The sequence below is a fragment of the Flavobacterium psychrolimnae genome (assembly GCF_003312425.1).
Taxonomy (GTDB): Bacteria; Bacteroidota; Bacteroidia; order Flavobacteriales; family Flavobacteriaceae; genus Flavobacterium; species Flavobacterium psychrolimnae.
The window spans coordinates 412,460-434,876 of the sequence record NZ_QNUX01000001.1 but is presented as its reverse complement, the minus strand read 5'-3'; the positions used below and the strand labels follow the sequence as shown (position 1 = coordinate 434,876).

The following is a 22,417-nucleotide window of genomic DNA, read 5'->3' as shown; positions in this document are numbered from 1 at the left end:
TTTAAAAAATAAATAAATTAAAATGATTGCATTATATTTTGATCCGGGGACAGGAGCTTTAATTGTTCAGTTTTTGGCAGCTGTAGTCGCAGGCATTTTACTGTTTTACAAAACTGTTGTATATAAAATAAAATCTATTTTTGGTATAAAAGGCAAAGAAGAAGACGATTTTATGGATGAAACCGATAGCAAGGAAAAACAAGAATAAATGGAATCCAAAAGAAATACTTCGTCTTTTAGAGATCCGTCAGGGTATGTTTTTATTGAAGACAATAAAGTAAAAAGAGTCATAAATCCAATCTATTTTGAGCAATACAAATCTTTAACGGATAGCGGTTTCTATAAGACTCTTTTCGATAAAAAGTATTTAATTCCGCATCAAGAAGTTTCGAAATCGGATTCCAAAATCAGTATTGAAGCTTCGAAAATTCCTTTTATAACTTATCCTTACGAGTGGAGTTTTTTGCAGTACAAACATGCAGCGTTGCTGACTTTGAAAATCCAGAAGTTGTGTTTGGAAAATAACTTTATCCTGAAAGATGCTTCGGCTTTTAACATTACTTTTCACGAAGGGAAACCCATTTTTATCGATACGTTGTCGTTTGATTTTTATAAGGAAAATAACCCGTGGTTGGCTTACAAGCAATTTATAATGCACTTTTTGGGCCCTTTGGTTTTGACCAAATACTTTGGACAAGACCATTTGAAAATCTTGTCCCAAAACTTGGAAGGTATTTCACTGCAAAAGCTATCTCAATTGTTGCCTTTCAAAAGTTATTTTAGTCCCACAATATTTACCAATGTTCATTTGTTGGCCAAATACGACAAAAAATACGAATCCGATAAAAAGACGGTGAACAACAATTTATCGAAAGTTTCCCAAGTAAAATTATTGGATGGATTGTATGATTTTATTGCCAATTTATCGGTAAACGAAAAAACGGAATGGGATCATTATTACAACCAAATCAATTATAATGATGTTGCTTACCAATTCAAAAAAGAAGTTGTCAAGGATTGGTTTTTATCAATAAAAGGAGAGTCTTTGATTGACATTGGAGGTAATGACGGCACTTTTTCAAGAGAATTGAAAAACGTTGCAAAACTTATTATCGTTGCCGATGTTGATCCAAACGCTGTCGAACAAAACTACAAACAGGTATTAAAAATCAAAGAAAAAATGATTTTGCCTATAGTTGCCAACGTGTTAAATCCTTCGGCAAATTATGGTTTCAACAACGGGGAACGTTTTTCTTTTATTGATAGAGTTGAGGATTTACATCTTGACGGTTGTTTGGCTTTGGCTGTGATTCATCACATTACTTTGTCAGGAAACATTCCATTTTCGTTATCGGCACAATTTTTCTCGAAAATGGCTCCAAATTTATTGATTGAATTCCCAAATAGAAGTGATTCTTGGGTTCAGTTTTTATTGGACAGCAAAAGAGAATTCAAAAACCATTTTGATTTTTATAACGAAGAAAATTTCGAAAAGGAATATTCCGTTTATTTCGAGATTTTGAACAAACAGAAAATAGCTTCATCGGAGAGGATTTTATACAGTTTAAAACGCCGTTAATAGTAATTTAAATTGTCAAAATGAAATTCAACATCAAGGAAAAATTTAATGCTTTTTTAAATAATTCAAAGGATTATCCCATTTTGGCTGGTTTTAGTGTTGGGTTTTATGCTTTTGTATTTTATTTTTCCAATAATTTTGATTTGGTTAATTCATGGCAACAGACGCTAGTTTTTTTACTCAACTTTATTATTTTTCCAACAGTACTTGTATTTGGAATATTTAAAATCATTCAAAAAAGTAAGTTTTCTTCTTTTGCGACACAAAGTATCTTTATAATGATGTTGGTGTTGTTGCCTATTTATTTATTTGGATTTTCAAATTTATTGGCATCTTACAAAAAAATAGGATTACTCGTTATTTTACTCTTTTGTGTAATTATATTCAAAATCAAGAATTACAAATATTTCATTGTACTTGTTTTTCTGATGACTGTTTTACCAATAGTGAAACTCGGAAAAATAATTTACTTAAATTATATGAATTCAACGGAATGGAAACTGCAACCTGATGCTATTTTTAAAACCAAATTCAAGAAAAAACCAAATATTTATTACATTCAACCCGATGGCTACACTAATGAAACGAATTTAAAAGGTTCACTTTATCAATTTAATAATTCAGAATTTGATGGTTGGCTAAAGGATCAAAAATTTTCTTTGTATGATGATTACAGAAGTAATTACCCATCTACTTTGTATTCTAATTCGTCGTGTTTTTTTATGAAACATCATTTTTCGAATGAGTTTTCGAAATTTAAATATGCTAGAGATTATATTGTAGGGAGAAATCCTGTTTTGGAAATTTTCAAGAATAATAGTTACAAAACATTTTTTATTACTGAAATTCCTTATTTATTGATGAATAGACCAAAGGTTTATTTTGATTATTGCAATTATAAATTAGAGGATCTCCCTTACTTTAAAGATGGTTTGTCTTGTTTCAAAGAAATAACAAATGAAATTGAAAATCAAATAGTACTAAATAAAGAGACGAGTAATTTTTTCTTTATCGAAAAATTTAATCCGGGTCATATAAATCCAAGTAAAATAAAAGGAGGTAGCATTGAAAAAGAAAGATTAGAGTATCTTAAAAGTTTACAAATCGCAAATGCGTGGTTAAAGAAAACCATAACAATTATCGAGAAAAATGATCCAAATGCAATCATCATCATTGGTGCGGATCACGGTGGATATGTTGGATTTGAAAATACGTCGCAAGCCCAAAATAAAATTACGGACCGTAAATTATTAAATTCTATTTTTGGAGCTAAATTAGCCATTAAGTGGAATGGCGTTCATCATTCAGAGTATGATTCCCAACTAAAATCATCAGTAAATTTATTTAGAATTTTATTTTCTTATTTAAGCGAAGACAAATTGCTCTTAAATAATCTTCAGCCTGACGCAAGTTATAATAGTTATGATGCTTCTGATTTTTCAAAAGTTTACAAAGCAATTGAAGATTAAAGCAATGTTTTTTTCTTCCAAGCTTCCAGATACTGAATCGCAATTTTAACATATTCATGTTCTCTTTCGATAAATGCTCTGGCTCGTTTTCCAATAGTGACAATGGACTCCGGATTTTCGATCAAAAAGGAAAGTTCATTCACTAAATAGTCTACATCTGGTAGCGCATTAACATTTATTCTTTCCGTTAAATTATAATGATCCATAAATGCTTTTCCGGCACCAGTAAAAACTACTTTTCCTTTTGCCATAGCTTCAAGCGCATTGTATCCTTGGTCTTCAGCGTAGATTTGGTCTAACACGATTTGTGCAGTATAATATAAATTTATATAGTCCTTGTAAGGAAGATTTTCGCTGATAATCACAGTAACTTTTTCAATATATTTTTCCTGAATTATTCGCAGTGCTTTTTCAAAATATGGAATCCCTTTTTTGATGTAACTGGCGCGATTTATTCCAAGAAAAACTACAATTTTATCATTGATTTTTTGTTCTTGAAAGTTGATTTTTTGAATGTTAATAGGATTTGGGATGAAATAAACCGAATATCCCATTTTTTCCATCGGGATTTTATAATCTAAGTCGGAAGCAATCAGGTCTTGGCAGTTTTCGACTAACCAATCAAAGGTTTTTCTATACTTTTTGGTGGTGTATTTTAATGGATATTCAAAATGTTTTTCTAACGAATTGTCTTCAAAATAAGGAGTCAAAATGCTGTAATGAGTTTCCCTTTTTAGCAAATAATCAATAACCGGAGTTTCATCACCACAAATCAATAAGCTCCGATTTTTAATTTTCTTGAATAATTTTTTATAGAGAAATCGGGAAAAAAAAGGAAATGTTTCAATGGCGTCAGAATTAATGAGCTGTACATGATCGAAATTTTGTAATTGAGGCAATAAAAGATAAAAACGAAGCCCTCTTTCAGCTTTTTCTAAATCGATTCCAGTGAGTTTGTGAAGGATATTTTTTATCTTTCTTGGCAACCAATATCCAGATAAAAAGGAGGAATGAAAGGAATAATCGGTATCGAATTTTTTGAAATAATCTCCTGATGACAGCAAAATCACTTCGTGTCCCAGCGCCACCAATCCTTCTTTTAAGGAATTATGCAAACGACTGTATTCGCCAATCAAAAGTATTTTCATTTACAAAGCTGAATTATTTATATTTGTGTAAATATAATAACAAATTGACAAAAGAATTTAAAAAAGGAGATCTGGAAATAGTACTGGCTACGATGAATAGAGATTCCTTGGATTTTTTGATTCCTATGTTTCCGTTCTGTCATTTTTCGGAATTCCCCATTTTAATTATTAATCAAACAACTGAAAATGAGCTGTTGGTTTCAGATTTCCCTTCTGTCAGAATTGTAAATTCATTTGAAAAAGGATTGTCAAAAAGTAGGAATTTAGGTTTGCAAAATGCAATTGGAAAAATTATTTTGCTGGCCGATGATGATGAGGTTTTCAAGGAAAATTTTGAAAATACTATTCTGGAAGCCCACAACAATTATCCTGAGGCAACCAGCATTTGTTTTGCCATAGAAGATTCCAAGGGTTTTTTGTTCAAAAAATATCCTGCGAAACCCAAATTGCAACTAAATAATCTAGATGTTTTTAATGTTTTATCAATTGAAATTAGTTTAAAAACAAAGTCACTTCATCAATTCAACACTAAATTCGACACTGATTTTGGTCTTGGAAGTTGCTTTTCGATGGGAGAAGAAGCTGTTTTTTTGTCGGATTTAAAGAAGCAGCAGCAAAATATAATTATTGTACCAACGGTTATCGCAAGTCATCCGGCGGTTTCAACAGATGGTAAATTGAATTTTGAACAACGCTATTATATTCAGGGCGCATTCTTGACTAGAGTTGTAAAGGATCATTATTTAAAACTGCTTTTTTTAAAACTTTTTTTTGATCTAAAGCAGAATAGAATACAAATAAACCAAGTTTATACAGCATTAAAAAGTGCGAACAAAGGAAAATCAGCTTATTTACAAATCAATAAATGAAAACAACCGTTATAGGCGTACAACTCTTAAAGATCCCCGTTGTTGAAGATACAAGAGGGAATTTAGCATTCATTCAAAAAGATGTTGCGCCATTTGAATTCAAGCGTGTATATTATCTTTTTGATGTGCCAAGCAGTGCTTACAGAGGCGGACATTCTCACATTGTTCAGCAAGAGCTTTTGATCGCTTTAAGCGGAAGTTTTGAGGTTGTTGTTCAGGATAGTTTAGTCAAAAAATCATTTATTCTGAATAAACCAAATGTGGGTTTGCTAATTCCAACAGGGATTTGGAGAGAATTGCAAAATTTTTCCTCCGGAGCGGTTTGCTTAGTCTTGGCTTCGGATGTTTTTGAAGAAGCCGATTATATTCGGGATTTTGATGCATTTTTGGAATCAAAAAAATGAGACTTCTTTATATAGTTCCCAACATAAATAACGAAGGTGGAGTAGCTAGAGTACTTTCGGTGAAAACGAATTATTGGATAGAAAAATCAGGATATGAAGTCTATATTTTAACTCAAAATGAAGGTTTTTCTCCTTTGTTTTATTCTTTTAATTCTAATATTATTTATCACGATTTGCTCTTGAAAGGCCACTTTTTACAGTTTTTTAATTCTTTTGCAAAAGGTTTAAAAACTAAAATTAAAAATGTACAACCTGATATTATTATTGTTGGTGATAACGGTTTAAAAGCTTATTTAATTCCTTTTATTTTAAAGACAAACATACCGATTATTTTTGAGTGCCACGGTTCCAAATATCTTGAGGAAACTCAGCCTTCAAAATATTTTTTTTCGACAAAAATTAAACTACTTTTTAAAACGTTTTTCGCAAATAGTTTTACCAAATTCGTGGCGTTGTCGCAGGCGAGTTTACAAGAATGGAATGTGAAAAATGGAGCTGTAATTCCAAATCCACTTTGGTTTGAACCAACAAATTTTTCCGATTTAAAAGCTAAAAAAGTAATTGCGGTTGGCCGTCATTCTTATGAAAAAGGATTTGACAGAATGTTGCAAATTTGGCATAAAGTCATTCAAAAACATCCAGATTGGACTCTTGAAATTTACGGGAAATCCAATCAAAATCAAGAATTGCAAAAATTTTCCAAAACTTTAAATATTGATACTAATGTTGTTTTTTTTGACCCTGTAAAAAATATTAATGATAAATATCGAGAAGCATCAATACTGGTGATGACCTCTAGAACCGAGGGTTTCGGAATGGTACTTATTGAAGCAATGGCAATGGGTTTGCCTTGTGTTGCTTATGATTGTTCTTGCGGTCCAAGAGCTATAATTCAAAATAATGAAAACGGATTTCTTATTGAAAACGGAAATATAGATTCCTTTGTTCAACAAATGGAATTGCTTATTGAAGATGAAAACTTAAGAATAAAAATGGGAAAAAAGGCTCAGGAAAGTATCAAAATTTATAACTTAGAAAATATAATGCAACAATGGGAATCTCTTTTTGAAAATCTTGTGTCGAAATAATTATCGTGATGCGATGGTGCAGTAATATCCCAATTTATACAAATCAAATAACAACAAAGAGGATTTTTTAGAAAGTAAGTTGTGTTCTAAATTCCTTTCGGTTTTTTTGAATAGTATGGAAATAAAAGAAGTCAAATACAATCGTTTCAATACACTATAAGTTTTTAAAATCTTGCTTTCGGAGTTGTATAAAGAATTGTTTTCGGTTATTAATTTTAGGTTTTCCAGAGCAATTTTTGTCTTTTCTAAAAACTGTTGTGAGGTTTCCAATCCCAAGTGATATGTTGGATTGTCAATATGTTTTACTAAAATCCCCTTTTTTTTCAAATCAGATAAAAAAACTAAATCTTCGTAGCCATATTTAGTGATTGACTCGTCAAATTGATTGGAGATAAAAACCTTTTTTTGGATTAAAATATTTGATGTCAGTGAGCTACCGTTGGGATTGGAATTTCGTTTTTCAACAGAAATTGATTCTCGCGCGTTGCCATAAAACCATCGCAACAATTGGTCGCTTGAAGGTTTTTCTTTTTGGTATTTGATTCCACCAAAAAGAACTTTTTCAGCTTCGTTTATTTGGGAAATATATTTTTGGATGTAATTATTCTGCGTTGGAAAAGTATCACAATCCATAATTAGGAGCCATTCATATTTAGATTTTTCGGCTAAAAAGTTGATGTTTTTTCCTCGTCCTACATTTAAATTGTTTACTGAAAAATTACAATTTTCTAAACTGTTAGTGTTTTGGTTTTCAGTTATAAAAAGATTTGAAGAGTCATCTTGGCACAAAATTTCAAACTGTATGCTGCTTTCCAAACATTGTTTCTGCAACTCCGAAACCAGCGGATAAACACTGTAATTATAAACCGGAATTAGTATCGAAAGCATTACGCGTTTCGCTGCTGAATCACTTCAAAAATTTTAGAATCTTCACATTTCAATGTTTTCGAAGGGAATTTCATTAGCAACGCATAATCGTGTGTCGCCATAATAATGGTTTTGCCGTTCGCATTGATTTTCTTCAATACTTCCAGTACTTCGGCGCTGGTTTGTGGGTCTAAGTTTCCTGTAGGTTCATCAGCAAGGATTAATTCCGGATCGTTAAGCAAAGCTCTGGCGATGGCCACACGTTGTTGCTCTCCTCCGGAAAGTTGATGTGGCATTTTTTTGCCAAAATCTCTCATTCCTACTTTTGCTAAAACCTCGTCAATTTTATTTTGCATTTCTGCGTTATCCGTCCAGCCAGTTGCTTTCAGAACAAACAACATATTATCATTTACAGTACGGTCCGGAAGCAATTTGAAATCCTGGAAAACAATTCCAATTTTTCGTCTTAAAAACGGAATGTCATCTTCTTTTAGAGTTGCTAAGTCAAAGTCTACAATATTTCCTTCTCCTTCTGTCAGAGGTAAATCAGCATATAAAGTCTTCATTAAGCTACTTTTTCCGGAGCCTGTTTTTCCAATGATGTAAAGGAATTCACCATGATTTACTTCCAAGTTTACTTCTGTTAGAATAGATTTTGCTTCTTGATAAATCGTTACATTTTTTAAAGACAGGACGGATTGTGACATAATTTACGTTTGTTTATTGGGTAAAAGTAATAAGATAACGGTTCTATTCAAAATAAATTCTGTTGTATTAAGGAGAATTTCAATATTTATAAAAATAAAGGAAAGTGTTGATGTTTGATTTGGCCATTATTATAGAAAAGAGGGTTAAATTCTAAAGCGTAATAAAATTATTCATAATAAAAGCCAATTGTGATTCGTTATAGAGAACAGAATATAATACATTTGAATTTTTAAAATAAAATCACAATGCGTAAACTTTCCTGGGGCTATTTCTTCTCATTTTTTCTTATTACTGCTGCGATTTCAGCACAGAAATCGACCATTTATACTCACGATTCCAAAGATTTCAATAAAGCGGTTTCATTGTTTAAAGATGAACAATATGCATCGGCACAACTTATTTTTAATAAAGTAAAGGAAACTGCCGCAACTGAAGAATTGAAATCAGATTGTGCATATTATGCTGCGAATTGCGCCATTAGAACCAATCAATCCAATGCGGATGAATTGATGGAAAAATTTGTTTCGGATTATCCTACTAGCGTAAAACAAAATCAGGCGTACATTGAAGTCGCACATTTTCATTTTAATCAAGGGAATTATCCGCAAGCATTACAATGGTTTGATAAAGTGGACGAAAGCAGCTTAAGCAGAAAGGACCAAGATAAATTCAATTTCCAAAAAGGCTATAGTTTTTTTAATGCCAAAAACAAAAAAGAAGCTACGGTGTATTTGAATAAAGTGGTGAATTCAGCTGAATATGGTTCGCAAGCTAAATATTATTTAGGCTTTATGGCGTATGAAGGCGACGATTACAAGCAAGCGACAAAGTATTTTGACGAAGTTTCAGGTGAGGAAAAGTACAAAGAAAAGTTATCGTATTATCAAGCAGATATGAATTTTAAATTGGGAAATTTCCAAAAAGCGATTGATTTAGGACAAAAAGCAATGGCTAAATCAACTCCTTTGGAAAAATCTGAACTGAATAAAATCATTGGAGAAAGCTATTTTAATTTAAAAAAATATGACACCGCAATTCCATTTTTAGTAGATTATAAAGGTAAAAAAGGGAAATGGAATAATACGGATTTTTACCAATTGGGATATGCGTATTACAAGCAAAAAGACTACGAAAATGCGATTTCTCAGTTCAATAAAATCATTGGAGGAAAAGATTTCGTAGCGCAAAATGCCTATTATCATTTGGGAGAAAGTTATCTTAATACCGATAAAAAACAACAAGCTTTGAATGCTTTCAAAAATGCTTCGGAAATGAATTTTGATTTAGCCATTCAAGAAGACGCGAGCTTAAACTATGCTAAATTAAGTTATGAATTGGGAAATTCGTATCAAAGTGTTCCTTCGGTTTTACAGGCTTTCTTAAAAAAATATCCTGAGAATGCAAGTCGTTCTGAGGTGGAGAAATTATTGATTGATTCTTATATTTCTTCAAAAAACTACAAAGAAGCTTTAGTTTTATTGGAAAGAAATAAATCTCCTGAAAATAAATTAGCGTATCAAAAAGTCCTTTTCTACAGAGGTTTAGAATTGTATACCGATGGGAATTATGAAGAAGCATCGAAAATGTTTACTAAATCGATCAGCGAACAAAGAGATGCTACTTTTACTGCACGCGCAACTTTCTGGAAAGGAGAATCGGAATATGTTCAGAATGATTTTAAAGAGGCGTTAATCAGTTTTAAACAATTTATGGGTTTGCCTCAAGCCAAAGAAACACCCGAATTTAAAAACATTAATTATAACATTGCTTATGCGTATTTCAAATTGAAAGAATACGATCAGGCAGGGAATTATTTCCAAAACCAAATTGAAAAAGCGCCTAGTGATAAAGTACGTTTGAATGATTCGTATTTGCGTTTAGCGGATTGTCGTTTTGTAACTTCAAAATACGGTGCGGCAATGGAAGCCTACACGAAAGTAATCGAATCTAAAAGTGTAGATGCAGATTATGCCTATTTCCAAAAGGCAATTTCCTATGGATTTATGGCTAAAAACGATAAGAAAATAGACGAGCTAAACGCTTTTTTGCAATTGTATCCAAAATCAGAATACAGAGACGATGCACTTTTTGAACTGGCAAATACATACGTTGCTGAGAATAAAAATGACCTAGCCGTAAAAACGTATGACCGATTAAATATGGAATTCAAAAAAGGATCTTTCACTTCCAGATCTATTTTGCGTCAGGGATTGGTTTATTATAACACGGACAAAGATGATCAGGCGTTGTTGAAGTTTAAAAAAGTAGTGGCGGATTTCCCCAGAACTCCGGAGGCTTTAGAAGCGGTTGCGACTGCTCGATTGATTTATGTGGACAATGGCAGAGTAGATGAGTATGCAACTTGGGTTCGTACATTAGATTTTGTTGCCGTAACGGATGCAGAATTGGATAATGACACCTATGAAGCTGCTGAAAAACAATTTCAACAAAATAACGCCAAGCAGGCAATAGCAGGATTTAGTGGTTATGTAAGCCAATTTCCTCGTGGGATTCATGCTCTGAAAGCTAATTATTATCTGGCTCAATTGTATTATGCTGAAGGGTCTGAGAGCAAATCTATTCCTAATTATGAGTATGTAGTTGCACAATCCAGAAGTGAATTTACAGAGCAATCTTTGTCAAGATTGGCTCAAATTTTCCTTAAAAACAAAGAAGATCAAAAAGCAATTATAATTTTGACCCGTTTAGAAAACGAAGCAGATACTTCACAGAATAAAACATTTGCACAATCTAATTTGATGAAATTGTATTACGACAAAAAAGATTATCCAAATTCAGTTATTTATGCTGAGAAGGTTTTGATGAATCCTAAAACAGATGATAATGTAAAAAGTGATGCGCAAATTATCATTGCACGTGCAGCAATTGAAACCGGTGATGAAGCGAAAGCGAAAGTTGCCTACGCAAAATTAATGACAATTGCCAAAGGAGAATTAGCCGCCGAAGCCTTGTATTATGATGCTTATTTTAAAAATAAAGAAGGAAAATTTGAGGTGTCAAATGTTGCAATTCAAAAATTAGCCAAAAATTATTCCGGATATAAATATTTTGGAGCCAAAGGGCTAGTTTTAATGGCGAAAAACTTTTACGCACTAAAAGACAGTTATCAGGCGACTTATATTTTAGAAAATGTTATTCAGAATTTTACTGATTTTCCGGACGTCGTTTCAGATGCACAAACAGAATTGAACGCTATTAAAGCTGAAGAATCCAAAACAAATTCATCGATTACAAAATAAAAAATCAAGGATTTAAAGTTGGGAAACAACTTAAATCAAGCGTAAATTTTTAAATAATCGAAAGTCAAAAAACAAATTGAATGAGTCTATCTTTTTATATCGTTGATGTTTTTGCAGAAAAAAAATATGCTGGAAACCAACTCGCAGTTTTCTCAGGTGCCGATGCTTTAACTGGCAAACAGATGCAAGAAATTGCTCGAGAAATAAACTTTGCAGAAAGCACTTTTATAACCAAGCTTAATGCTGGAAATAATTCAGCAGCCATCAGAATTTTTACCCCTGAGCATGAAATGAAGTTTGCGGGTCATCCCATTATTGGAACTTCATGGGTTTTGATGAATAAGATTTTTAAACATCAACCGGAAAAGATTACACTATCGGTGCCTATCGGTGAAATTCCGGTGCGTCAAGCGGGAGATTTGGTTTGGCTGCAGGCTGCTCAACCAGAGTTTTTGGATACTTTTTTAGCAGAAGATTTTTCGAACTTCAGCAATTTAAGCAGTGCTGATTTTGATGATGCATTTCCCATTCAGGAAGTAACCACAGGAAGCGCGTTTGTAATTGTTCCTTTCAAAAATAAAAAAGTTTTAGAGAATTTGATTTTGGATAAAACTAAAATGAACGAATGGTTGCAGGCAAACTGTAAAACAAGTCATAGAGCGTTGTATTTCTTTTGTTTAGAAGACACGAAATTAAGCAGTAGAATGCTTTGTATAGAAAACAATCAACTTATAGAAGATGCAGCAACGGGAAGTGCAAGCACTTGTTTGCAGGCTTTTCTGTTAAAATATAATGCTCCAAAAATTCAAATAATCAATCATCAGGGAGAATTTATAAATAGACCTTCTCAAATTTATTTTGACGGAAAATTAGAGAATAATCATTTTGATATAAATATTGGTGGCAAATCGCAATTCATTGCAAAAGGCGAATGGGAAGTTTAAATTACAAGTTAAGTTATAAATAAGAAGTAAAAAAGTAAAGAGACAATTAGAAAAAAAAGATTAGTGATTAGGCAATTTGTAAAGTCTTATTTATTTTTTCTTTTATCAAAAAACAACAATACAAATGAGAATCAATTTCCAAAATAAAATAATTTTAAGTCTATTACTTATTGCATTTCAATTTTCGTTTGCACAAAAGAAAGAACAAATTGGAACCGAAACGGTAAATGTTGTAAAACCGTATACGCCAAAAATTTCTGATGCTTTCAAAGTCAAAGAAATTCCAGAACTGGATGAAGAAGGGAATTCCAAAAAAGAAATCATTAAATATTCTATTTTTTCTTTTCCGGTAGCATCAACATTTACACCATCCAAAGGAAAAGCAGAAGGTGTAGAGAAAGAAAAGCAAGCACATTTGTTTAAAAATTACGCGACTTTTGGTGTTGGGAATTACGGAACCTTTATTGGAGAATTATTCGTAAATCACGATTTAAATAATACGGATTATGTAGGTGGAATGTTTCGCCATCATTCGTCAGAAGGCGGAATCAAAAATGTAGCATTAGAAAATCGGTTTTATGATACTTCGTTAGACTTAATGTATGGTTCCAATCAAAAAGACGTGTCTTGGAATTTGGATTTAGGATATCGAAACCAGATTTATAATTGGTACGGATTACCTTCGGAATTTGGAAATACTTTATCAGCACAGGATCAAGTGATGTTGATTAATGGAATTGATCCGCAGCAAACTTACAGAACCATATCGCTGGGCGGAAATGTAGCTTTTAACGAAAGTGTTTTAAACAAATCAAGTCTTAAATACAATCATTTTTCGGATGCGTCCGGATCTTCAGAAAATCGATTTTATGCAAAACCAACCATTGAATTTGACGTGATGGAAAGTGCTGTGAAAACAGATTTAACGGTAGATTATGTGGGAGGAAGTTTCAAGAATAATTATTTAAATACAAATGTTGAAGCCATCAAATACGGATTTACGAATTTTGGAATCTCACCAAGTTTTGTAATGCAGGAGGAAGATTGGACGCTGAATATTGGTGCCGCTGTTTTTTATAGTATGGACAATCAAAACAGCAATAATTCCTTTTATGTGTATCCAAAATTCAATGCTTCGTATAAAGTGGTTGGCGATTTGATGATTTTCTATGCAGGTGCCGAAGGAAATTTGAAACAAAATTCATATCAGGATTTTGTAGACGAAAATTCGTTTTTATCCCCGACTTTGAGCATAACTCCAACAGATCAGCAGTATGATGTTTTTGCCGGATTAAAAGGAAAATTGACCAATAATGTGAGTTATAATATTAAAGCTTCGTATGTGAATGAAAGAAATAAAGCCTTGTTTAGAAGCAATGATTACAATGAAAATGCGAGTAATGAAGATTATGCGTTTGGAAATTCCTTCCAAGTGGTGTATGATGATATGAAAACATTAAGTTTTTATGGAGAACTTAAAGCTGATTTTTCTGAGGATGTAACTTTTGGAATCAACGGAACTTTCAGCAGTTTCACTAATGATTATCAGCAAGAAGCCTGGAATATGCCAGCAATAAAAATAAATTCAAATCTTGATTTTAATATTACAGAAAAATGGTTCGCTGGAACAAATGTGTTTTACGTAGGTGAGCGAAAAGATTTTCAGATGAATACGGCGTTTTCGGCAAATGCAGCTCCTGTAACGTTGAAATCATATTTTGATGTCAATGCAAATGTAGGCTACAAATACAGCGACCGATTGACGGCTTTTGCAAGAGCTAATAATATTACAAATAATGCGTACCAAAAATGGTTGAATTATCCAGTTCAGGGTTTTCAAGTGATTTTAGGAGCAAACTATAAATTTGATTTTTAAATACTCGCCGCATCCTTCCCCGAAAGAGAAGGAGCCGAAACGGAAAACAATCTTCGCTTTTTTTTATTATAAAAATTTGAAAGCCTGGCAGGTTTTAAATCCTGTCAGATTTGTAATTCAACTTATGACATTTAAACAAAAAATACATACCCATTATTTACAATTAGTTCAGGATCGAATCGATGTTTTCAAAGACATGATTGTGGCGCTTACCGAAGATTCTAAGAACGATGCCAAAGGTTCTGCCGGAGACAAACATGAAACCGCTTTATCAATGATGCACATTGAACAGGAAAAACTCAATCGTAAATTGAGAGAAGTATTGGATCAAAAAACAGTTTTGGATAAAATTGACGCTACTACAATTGCTGAGACTATTATTGTTGGGAGCTTGGTAAAAGCGAACGGAATTTATTTGTATCTGAGTGTGGCGCTTCCAAAAATTAATGTAGAAGGAATCAATATTATCGCATTATCACCACAATCTCCTTTGGGAAATAAATTGATGGGAAATCAAGAAGGTTTTACTTTTGAGATTAACAGTACGAAATATTTAGTGCAGACTATTGAATAAAATTTGTCTTCTCGGCGTCCCATTTTACAATTCTCAACTTCGATTGCTTTTTTATTCTTTTTTAATTACATTTTAAACACAAATGCTATTTTTTTGTTATAATTTATAACTAAAAATAGCATTTATGTTTTTAAATTAGAACTATAACTGCATCTTTGCCTTATCAAAATAAACAAAACATTTAAAATATATAGTTATGTGCGGAATAGTATGTGCCTTTGACCTAAAACAAAAAGCGGAAGTTTTAAGACCGCAAGTATTAGAAATGTCTAAAATTATCCGTCATCGTGGACCGGACTGGAGTGGAATTTTCAGTAATGAAAAAGCTATTTTGTCTCACGAGCGTTTGGCAATTGTTGATCCTGCGTCAGGGAAACAACCTTTATTTAGTGAAGACAAACAACTTGTTTTAGCTGCAAATGGTGAAATCTATAACCACAGAGAATTGCGTAAACAATTTGAAGGGAAATACAACTTTCAAACAGAAAGTGACTGTGAAGTTATTTTAGCACTTTACAAAGAAAAAGGACCTCATTTTATAGATGAAATGAACGGAATTTTTGGATTTGCCATTTATGATGTAGAAAAAGATGAGTATTTTGTTGCTCGTGATCACATGGGAATTATTCCATTATACATAGGTTGGGATGAGCATGGAACTTTTTACGTAGCTTCAGAATTGAAAGCCTTAGAAGGCTATTGTACAAAAATCCAATTGTTTCCTCCGGGACATTATATGTCAAGTAAAGACGGAGAATTTGTACAATGGTATAAAAGAGAATGGACAGATTACGATGCCGTAAAAGACAACGTAACCAGCATTGACGAAATTAAAGTCGCTTTAGAAGCCGCGGTTCACAGACAATTGATGAGTGATGTGCCTTATGGAGTATTGCTTTCGGGAGGGTTAGATTCTTCTATAACTTCGGCTGTAGCCAAAAAATATGCGCAAAAACGTATTGAATCCGGTGATGTTGCTGATGCTTGGTATCCGCAATTGCACTCTTTCTCGGTAGGATTAGAAGGTTCTCCAGATTTAGCAGCAGCTCAAATAGTTGCTGATCATATTGGAACCATTCATCACGAAATAAAATTTACTATCCAAGAAGGTTTAGATGCAGTTAAAGATGTAATTTACAATTTAGAAACCTACGATGTAACTACAATTAGAGCATCAACACCTATGTGGTTAATGGCGAGAGTTATCAAATCAATGGGTATCAAAATGGTATTGTCAGGTGAAGGAGCTGATGAACTTTTTGGAGGATATTTATATTTTCATAAAGCGCCGAACGCAAGAGAATTCCACGAAGAAAACGTACGTAAATTAGGTAAGTTGCACATGTACGACTGTTTGCGTGCCAACAAAAGTTTAGCAGCTTGGGGAATTGAAGGACGTGTGCCCTTTTTAGATAAAGAATTTATGGATGTGGCGATGCGCGTTAATCCTCAGGATAAAATGATCAATGCAGAACATCCAATGGAAAAATGGGTAGTTCGTAAAGCTTTTGAAGAGATGTTGCCGCCAAGTGTTGCATGGAGACAAAAAGAACAATTCAGTGATGGTGTAGGATACGGTTGGATTGATACTTTGAAAGAAGTGGTAGCGGTTGAAATTTCAGATGAGCAATTAGCAAATGCTAAATACAAGTTCCCTTTACAAACGCCAACTTCAAAAGAGGAATATTATTACCGTTCTATTTTTCATGAGCATTTTCCAAGTGATGCAGCTGCTTTGTGTGTTCCGCAAGAAGCAAGCGTTGCCTGTAGTACAAAAATTGCATTGGAATGGGATGAGGCATTCAAGAACATGAATGACCCATCTGGAAGAGCAGTAGCTAGCGTGCATGATGATGCGTATGCAAAAGCATAAACACAATTAATTAAGATTTTACAAATAGACAAACGCTCTCCTTTTGGAGAGCGTTTTTTTATGGAAATAATCAGAATGGTCAAGTTAAGAATTCAAAAATTTCTTTTAATTCCGTTTGTTTAAAATAATTCGGTACAGTTTTTTTATATTAGCACAACTAAAATGTTTATTATGAGATCTATTACTTTATTTCTTGCTTTATTTTTATTGATCTCCTGTGATCAAAAAAATAAAGTTACCGTTGACACTATTATTACAGATGCTACTATTTACTCGGTAGATAACTCTTTTTCTGAGGCTTCGGCTATGGCGATTGATAAGGGGAAAATTATCGCTATTGGGACTAATGGTGAAATTTCAAAACAATATGAATCCAAGAATACAATAGATGCAGAAGGGAAATTCATTTACCCGGGATTAATTGACGCACATTGCCATTTCTATAGCTATGGTTTAAGTTTACAAGAAGCTGATTTACGCGGCACCAAAAGTATGGACGAAATAATTACTCGTTTAAAGGCTTTTCAAAAAGATAAAAATCCAACGTTTATTGTGGGTAATGGTTGGGATCAAAACGATTGGAAAGTCAAAAAGTATCCTACAAAAGCTGATTTAGACGCTGCATTTCCTGATATTCCTGTTGTATTGAATAGAGTTGACGGACATGCAATAATCGTGAATAGTAAAGCATTGGAATTAGCCGGAATTACAAAAAATACGAAAGCTGTTGGTGGTCAAATTGAAATTGCAAACGGGGAACCAACTGGGATTTTAGTGGATAATCCGATGGAATTAGTGTTTAAGATAATTCCAAAACCAACTCGTAAAATACAAATAGCAGCTTTATTGGATGCCGAAAAAGTGATGTTTGATTATGGATTGACAACCGTAAATGATGCAGGATTAGATCCGGACATTATTCATTTGATGGATAGTTTGCAAAAAACAAAAGTGATGAAGCTTAATGTGTATGCAATGATTACGGCAAATCAGAAAAATATTGATTTATATCTAAAAAAAGGAATTTATAAAACGGATAATCTAAATGTTCGATCCTTTAAAATGTACGGTGATGGCGCTTTGGGTTCTCGTGGTGCTTGTATGCACAAACCGTATTCTGACAAGCCAGGCCAATACGGCGCTTTGTTGGCACCAATTTCTGGATTAAAAGATGTAGCCAAACAAATTGCGGCTTCAAAGTTTCAGCTTAATACGCATGCTATTGGCGATTCGGCCAATACGGTGATTTTGAAAATTTACGGAGATGTTTTGGCTGGAACCAAAGATAGAAGATGGAAAATTGAGCACGCCCAAGTTTTGCGTGAAGCTGATTTTGATTATTTCAAATTTGGAATTATTCCTTCAGTTCAACCTACGCACGCTACATCCGATATGTATTGGGCAGAAGACAGATTAGGAAAAGAAAGGCTGAAAAATGCATATGCTTATAAAAAATTACTTCAAAAAGCGGGAATGGTAGCTCTAGGAACTGATTTTCCTGTGGAGGAAGTGAATCCAATGTTAACTTTTTATGCAGCAGTTGCAAGAAAAGACAGTAAGGAATATCCAAAAGGCGGTTTCCAAATGGAAAATGCATTAACCAGAGCCGAAACTTTAAGAGGAATGACCATTTGGGCTGCTTTTTCTAATTTCGAAGAAAAAGAAAAAGGAAGTCTTGAAGTGGGGAAATGGGCTGATTTTGTGATGTACGATCAGGATTTAATAAAAGTGGAAGAAAATAAAATAGTGAAAATGAAACCAACGGAAACGTATTTGAAAGGGCAGAAAGTCAAATAAATGTTTGAAATAACTTTGATGATTTACAGTTGAATCACAATGTTTTGATTTATTGGTATTTGAATTACATTTTTAAGATAAAATGCATCTTTTTGTTTTAAATAGTAACTAAATACACTAATTATGTTTTGTGTTTGTAACTGCTATTGCATATTTGTCGACTTAGAATTGGAAAAAAATAAAAATACAGAGTTATGTGCGGAATACTAGCCATTATCGGAAGAGGAAAAGAGGAGCAATTGTTTGGAGAACTTTCAAAAAGAATGACGCATCGTGGTCCGGATGAAAGCGATTTGCATGTTACTGAAAAAGGGCATATTCTAAGTCATGAAAGGCTATCGATAATCGATTTGCATTCCGGGAAACAACCGATACAAGGTACAAAAACCGCCTACATGGTTCATAATGGCGAAATATACAATCATCAGGAATTAAGAGATGGTGTTTTAAAAGATCATACTTTTAGAACAAAATCAGATTCAGAGGTTATTGTGCATTTGTACGAGGAGTTTGGATACGATTTTTGCAATATGCTGGACGGAGATTGGGCTTTTGTGGTGGTGGATGGTGATGATTTTATTGCTGGTAGAGACCCAATGGGAGTGAAACCGCTATATTATGGTTTGGATGAAAGAGGAAGAATCTATTTCTCCTCCGAAATGAAACCTATCGCGGATCAATGTAAAACATTTTCTACTTTTCCTCCGGGACATTATTATACTGCAAAAACAGGTTTTGTAAAGTATTACAAACCAGAATATGAAGATTATTTAAAAGCCGACCAAGAATTAAATTTGGAGTTAATCAGAGAAACGTTGACCGAAGCGACTCGTAAAAGATTAATGAGCGATGTGCCTATTGGTGTATTGCTTTCTGGAGGATTAGACTCTTCATTGACTTCAGCAATTGCTTCTCGTTTATTGGCAGAAAGCGGCAAAAAATTACAATCATTTTCAATTGGTTTAAATGCTGATGCGCCAGATGCTGCGGCAGCCAGAAAAGTTGCTGAGTATTTAGGCACAGAGCATCATGAAATTCACTTTACTGTCGAAGAAGGAATTGAAATTTTAGAGAAACTAATTTGGCATTTAGAAACGTATGACGTGACTTCGGTACGAGCAAGTACACCAATGTATTTCTTGTCGAAAGCGATTACGGATTTAGGTGTAAAAGTGGTACTTTCAGGTGAAGGAGCTGATGAAATCTTTGGTGGATATTTGTATTTTAGAAATGCACCGTCAGCGGAAGATTTTCAGAAGGAAACCATCGAAAGAGTGCAGAAATTATTCACTGCCGATTTATTAAGAGCCGATAAATCCCCAATGGCTCACGGTTTAGAGACTAGAGTTCCATTTTTAGATAAAGCGTTCTTAGATTTGGCCGTTCGTGTCAAAGCAGAAGAAAAGATGCCGAAAACGTACGATGGAAAAGAAAAATATATATTAAGAAAAGCATTTGATACTCCAGACAATCCCTATCTTCCAGAAGAAGTTTTGTGGAGACAAAAAGAACAATTTTCAGATGGGGTAGGATACAATTGGATCGATCAATTGATTGAGTATTGTGCAACGCAAGTTACGGACGAGCAATTAGCCGGAGCTGCAGCCGAATTTCCATACAATTCTCCTACAACTAAAGAAGCCTATTTTTACAGATCGATATTTAACAAATATTATCCGCAAATAAGTGCCGCGCAAACAGTTAGGAAATGGATTCCAAAATGGCAAGAAAACCTAGATCCAAGCGGAAGAGCTAATGCAGCTCACGTTCGGGCAGATACTGGAATTGCTAAAACAGGAGTTGTGGTTTGAAACAAAAATTTGAATTTTTTATAAATGAAGAACGCTCTCAATTTTGAGAGCTTTTTTTTTGTAATTATATGAACAAATGTTAATAACTTAAGGGCTTAAAAAGGGATTTTAACGGTTATCTAATTTGCGTTTTTATATATTTGCGTGTTATACAAAAATTACATTTTTTACAATAAAATATATATGAGCGAAGAAATCAAGAAGGACAGTTATTCAGCAGATAGTATTCAGGCATTAGAAGGAATGGAGCACGTAAGAATGCGTCCTTCGATGTATATTGGAGATGTGGGTGTTCGAGGACTACATCATTTAGTGTATGAGGTTGTAGATAACTCTATCGATGAGGCAATGGGAGGCCATTGTGATACCATAATAGTTGATATTAATGAAGATGGATCCGTTTCGGTTGAGGATAATGGACGTGGTATTCCGGTAGGTATTCATAAAAAAGAAGGTGTTTCAGCATTGGAGGTTGTAATGACCAAAATTGGTGCCGGAGGAAAGTTCGATAAAGATTCCTATAAAGTTTCCGGAGGACTTCACGGTGTTGGGGTTTCTGTGGTAAATGCATTGTCAAACCATTTGAGAGCTACCGTTCACAGTAGTGATGGTAAAATATACGAACAAGAATACGAAAAAGGAAAAGCATTATATCCAGTAAAACAAATTGGTGAAACGACAAAAAGAGGAACAATCGTTACTTTTTATCCGGATCCAAGCATATTTACACAAACAATAGAGTATTCTTATGATACTTTATCCGCTCGTATGCGTGAATTGTCTTTTCTGAATAAAGGAATCACGATCACTTTTACAGATAAAAGAGAAAAAGATAAAGATGGGAATTTTGTTTCGGAAGTATTTCATTCTGATGAAGGTTTAAAAGAATACATCCGTTACTTAGATGGAAACCGTGAGCCAATTATTGCACACGTAATTTCTATGGATCATGAAAAAGGAGAAATTCCGGTTGAGGTTGCGTTAATTTATAATACAAGTTACACGGAAAATATTTTTTCTTACGTAAACAATATCAATACACACGAAGGAGGAACGCACTTACAGGGTTTTAGAACTGGTCTAACCAGATCGTTAAAGAAATATGCAGATGCTTCGGGAATGTTAGACAAACTGAAATTTGACATTTCAGGAGACGATTTCCGTGAAGGATTGACTGCTATTATTTCGGTGAAAGTTCAGGAACCACAGTTTGAAGGGCAAACGAAAACCAAACTTGGTAACAGAGAAGTTGTTTCTCCAGTAAGTCAGGCAGTGAGTGAAATGATTGAGAATTATTTGGAAGAAAATCCAAATGATGCCCGTATCATTGTTCAAAAAGTAATTCTTGCAGCTCAAGCGCGTCACGCAGCTAAAAAAGCACGTGAAATGGTACAGCGCAAAACCGTAATGGGTGGCGGTGGATTGCCAGGAAAACTTTCGGATTGTTCAGAGCAAGATCCGGCAAAATGTGAAGTATATCTTGTCGAGGGAGATTCGGCGGGTGGAACTGCAAAACAAGGTCGTGATCGTGCGTTTCAAGCTATTTTGCCATTACGTGGTAAGATTTTGAACGTAGAAAAAGCAATGCATCACAAAGTTTTTGAAAACGAAGAGATTCGAAACATATTTACTGCTCTTGGAGTTACAATAGGAACTGCAGAAGATAGTAAAGCCTTAAATATTGAAAAATTACGCTACCATAAAGTAATTATTATGTGTGATGCCGATGTCGATGGTAGTCACATTTCTACTTTAATCTTAACATTCTTCTTCCGTTTTATGAAAGAATTAATCGAAGAAGGTCACGTATATATTGCAGCACCACCTTTATATTTAGTTAAAAAAGGAAACAAGAAAGAATACGCTTGGAATGACGTGCAGCGCGATCAAGCAAATGAAAGAATGGGCGGAAGTGCAGGAATTCAGCGTTATAAAGGTCTTGGAGAGATGAATGCGGAGCAATTATGGGAAACCACAATGGATCCAAGTTTCAGAACGTTGCGTCAGGTAACTATTGACAGTTTGGCGGAAGCTGATAGAGTTTTCTCTATGTTAATGGGTGATGAGGTTCCACCAAGAAGAGAATTTATTGAGAAAAATGCAGTTTACGCAAATATTGATGCGTAACTTAATGTAATCATTCGTTTTCA

At 33.8% G+C, this 22,417-nt stretch carries 17 protein-coding genes; 14 read left to right on the top strand and 3 right to left on the bottom strand.

Annotated features, from left to right (window positions below; genetic code table 11):
* The first annotated feature begins 22 nt into the window (after positions 1-22).
* The 3 genes from DR980_RS01925 to DR980_RS01915 are packed head-to-tail and all read left to right on the top strand — an operon-like array spanning position 23 to position 3,048.
* Complete coding sequence (locus DR980_RS01925) at positions 23-208, top strand: hypothetical protein (protein ID WP_113633558.1); 186 nt, start codon at positions 23-25, stop codon at positions 206-208.
* On the top strand, positions 209-1,579 hold the full coding sequence (locus DR980_RS01920) for a class I SAM-dependent methyltransferase (protein ID WP_113633557.1): 1,371 nt from the start codon (positions 209-211) through the stop codon (positions 1,577-1,579).
* 20 nt (positions 1,580-1,599) lie between these two features.
* Positions 1,600-3,048 (top strand): hypothetical protein, encoded by a 1,449-nt coding sequence (locus DR980_RS01915; RefSeq protein WP_113633556.1) that lies wholly within the window; start codon positions 1,600-1,602, stop codon positions 3,046-3,048.
* On the opposite strand, the gene DR980_RS01910 is transcribed toward DR980_RS01915, so the two are convergent.
* Complete coding sequence (locus tag DR980_RS01910) at positions 3,045-4,196, bottom strand: glycosyltransferase family protein (protein ID WP_113633555.1); 1,152 nt, start codon at positions 4,194-4,196, stop codon at positions 3,045-3,047. The two genes, DR980_RS01915 and DR980_RS01910, sit on opposite strands and share 4 nt — an antisense overlap.
* A gap of 44 nt (positions 4,197-4,240) precedes the next feature.
* On the opposite strand from DR980_RS01910, the gene DR980_RS01905 reads away from it, so the two are divergent.
* The 3 genes from DR980_RS01905 to DR980_RS01895 are packed head-to-tail and all read left to right on the top strand — an operon-like array spanning position 4,241 to position 6,557.
* A complete protein-coding gene (locus DR980_RS01905; RefSeq protein ID WP_167400527.1) occupies positions 4,241-5,065 on the top strand; it encodes a glycosyltransferase family A protein in 825 nt (274 codons plus the stop codon).
* A complete protein-coding gene (locus DR980_RS01900) occupies positions 5,062-5,469 on the top strand; it encodes a sugar 3,4-ketoisomerase (protein WP_113633553.1) in 408 nt (135 codons plus the stop codon). Before DR980_RS01905 ends, DR980_RS01900 begins: the two co-directional genes overlap by 4 nt.
* Positions 5,466-6,557: a glycosyltransferase family 4 protein gene (locus tag DR980_RS01895; RefSeq protein ID WP_113633552.1), complete on the top strand. Its 1,092-nt coding sequence runs from the start codon at positions 5,466-5,468 to the stop codon at positions 6,555-6,557. Before DR980_RS01900 ends, DR980_RS01895 begins: the two co-directional genes overlap by 4 nt.
* On the opposite strand, the gene DR980_RS01890 is transcribed toward DR980_RS01895, so the two are convergent.
* Both DR980_RS01890 and DR980_RS01885 read right to left on the bottom strand, forming a co-directional pair.
* Positions 6,558-7,445, bottom strand: coding sequence for a glycosyltransferase family 2 protein (locus DR980_RS01890; RefSeq protein ID WP_113633551.1), 888 nt, complete (start codon positions 7,443-7,445; stop codon positions 6,558-6,560).
* Positions 7,445-8,131, bottom strand: coding sequence for a cell division ATP-binding protein FtsE (locus tag DR980_RS01885; RefSeq protein ID WP_113633550.1), 687 nt, complete (start codon positions 8,129-8,131; stop codon positions 7,445-7,447). The genes DR980_RS01890 and DR980_RS01885 overlap by 1 nt, the downstream gene beginning before the upstream one ends.
* 246 nt (positions 8,132-8,377) lie before the next feature.
* Between DR980_RS01885 and DR980_RS01880 the strand changes: the two genes are divergently transcribed.
* The 8 genes from DR980_RS01880 to gyrB all read left to right on the top strand — a co-directional run bounded on the left by DR980_RS01880 (position 8,378) and on the right by gyrB (position 22,394).
* On the top strand, positions 8,378-11,392 hold the full coding sequence (locus DR980_RS01880) for a tetratricopeptide repeat protein (RefSeq protein WP_113633549.1): 3,015 nt from the start codon (positions 8,378-8,380) through the stop codon (positions 11,390-11,392).
* An 80-nt stretch (positions 11,393-11,472) separates the two neighbouring features.
* Complete coding sequence (locus DR980_RS01875) at positions 11,473-12,336, top strand: PhzF family phenazine biosynthesis protein (protein ID WP_113633548.1); 864 nt, start codon at positions 11,473-11,475, stop codon at positions 12,334-12,336.
* Between the two features lie 124 nt (positions 12,337-12,460).
* Positions 12,461-14,212, top strand: a complete 1,752-nt coding sequence (locus DR980_RS01870) for a TonB-dependent receptor (RefSeq protein WP_113633547.1) — start codon at positions 12,461-12,463, stop codon at positions 14,210-14,212.
* A gap of 124 nt (positions 14,213-14,336) precedes the next feature.
* Positions 14,337-14,786, top strand: coding sequence for a hypothetical protein (locus DR980_RS01865; protein WP_113633644.1), 450 nt, complete (start codon positions 14,337-14,339; stop codon positions 14,784-14,786).
* A gap of 196 nt (positions 14,787-14,982) precedes the next feature.
* Positions 14,983-16,659, top strand: coding sequence for an asparagine synthase B (gene asnB / locus DR980_RS01860; protein ID WP_113633546.1), 1,677 nt, complete (start codon positions 14,983-14,985; stop codon positions 16,657-16,659).
* Between the two features lie 171 nt (positions 16,660-16,830).
* On the top strand, positions 16,831-18,456 hold the full coding sequence (locus DR980_RS01855) for an amidohydrolase (protein WP_113633545.1): 1,626 nt from the start codon (positions 16,831-16,833) through the stop codon (positions 18,454-18,456).
* Between the two features lie 194 nt (positions 18,457-18,650).
* On the top strand, positions 18,651-20,267 hold the full coding sequence (gene asnB, locus DR980_RS01850; RefSeq protein ID WP_113633544.1) for an asparagine synthase B: 1,617 nt from the start codon (positions 18,651-18,653) through the stop codon (positions 20,265-20,267).
* Between the two features lie 183 nt (positions 20,268-20,450).
* On the top strand, positions 20,451-22,394 hold the full coding sequence (gene gyrB, locus DR980_RS01845; RefSeq protein WP_113633543.1) for a DNA topoisomerase (ATP-hydrolyzing) subunit B: 1,944 nt from the start codon (positions 20,451-20,453) through the stop codon (positions 22,392-22,394).
* Positions 22,395-22,417 lie beyond the last annotated feature (23 nt).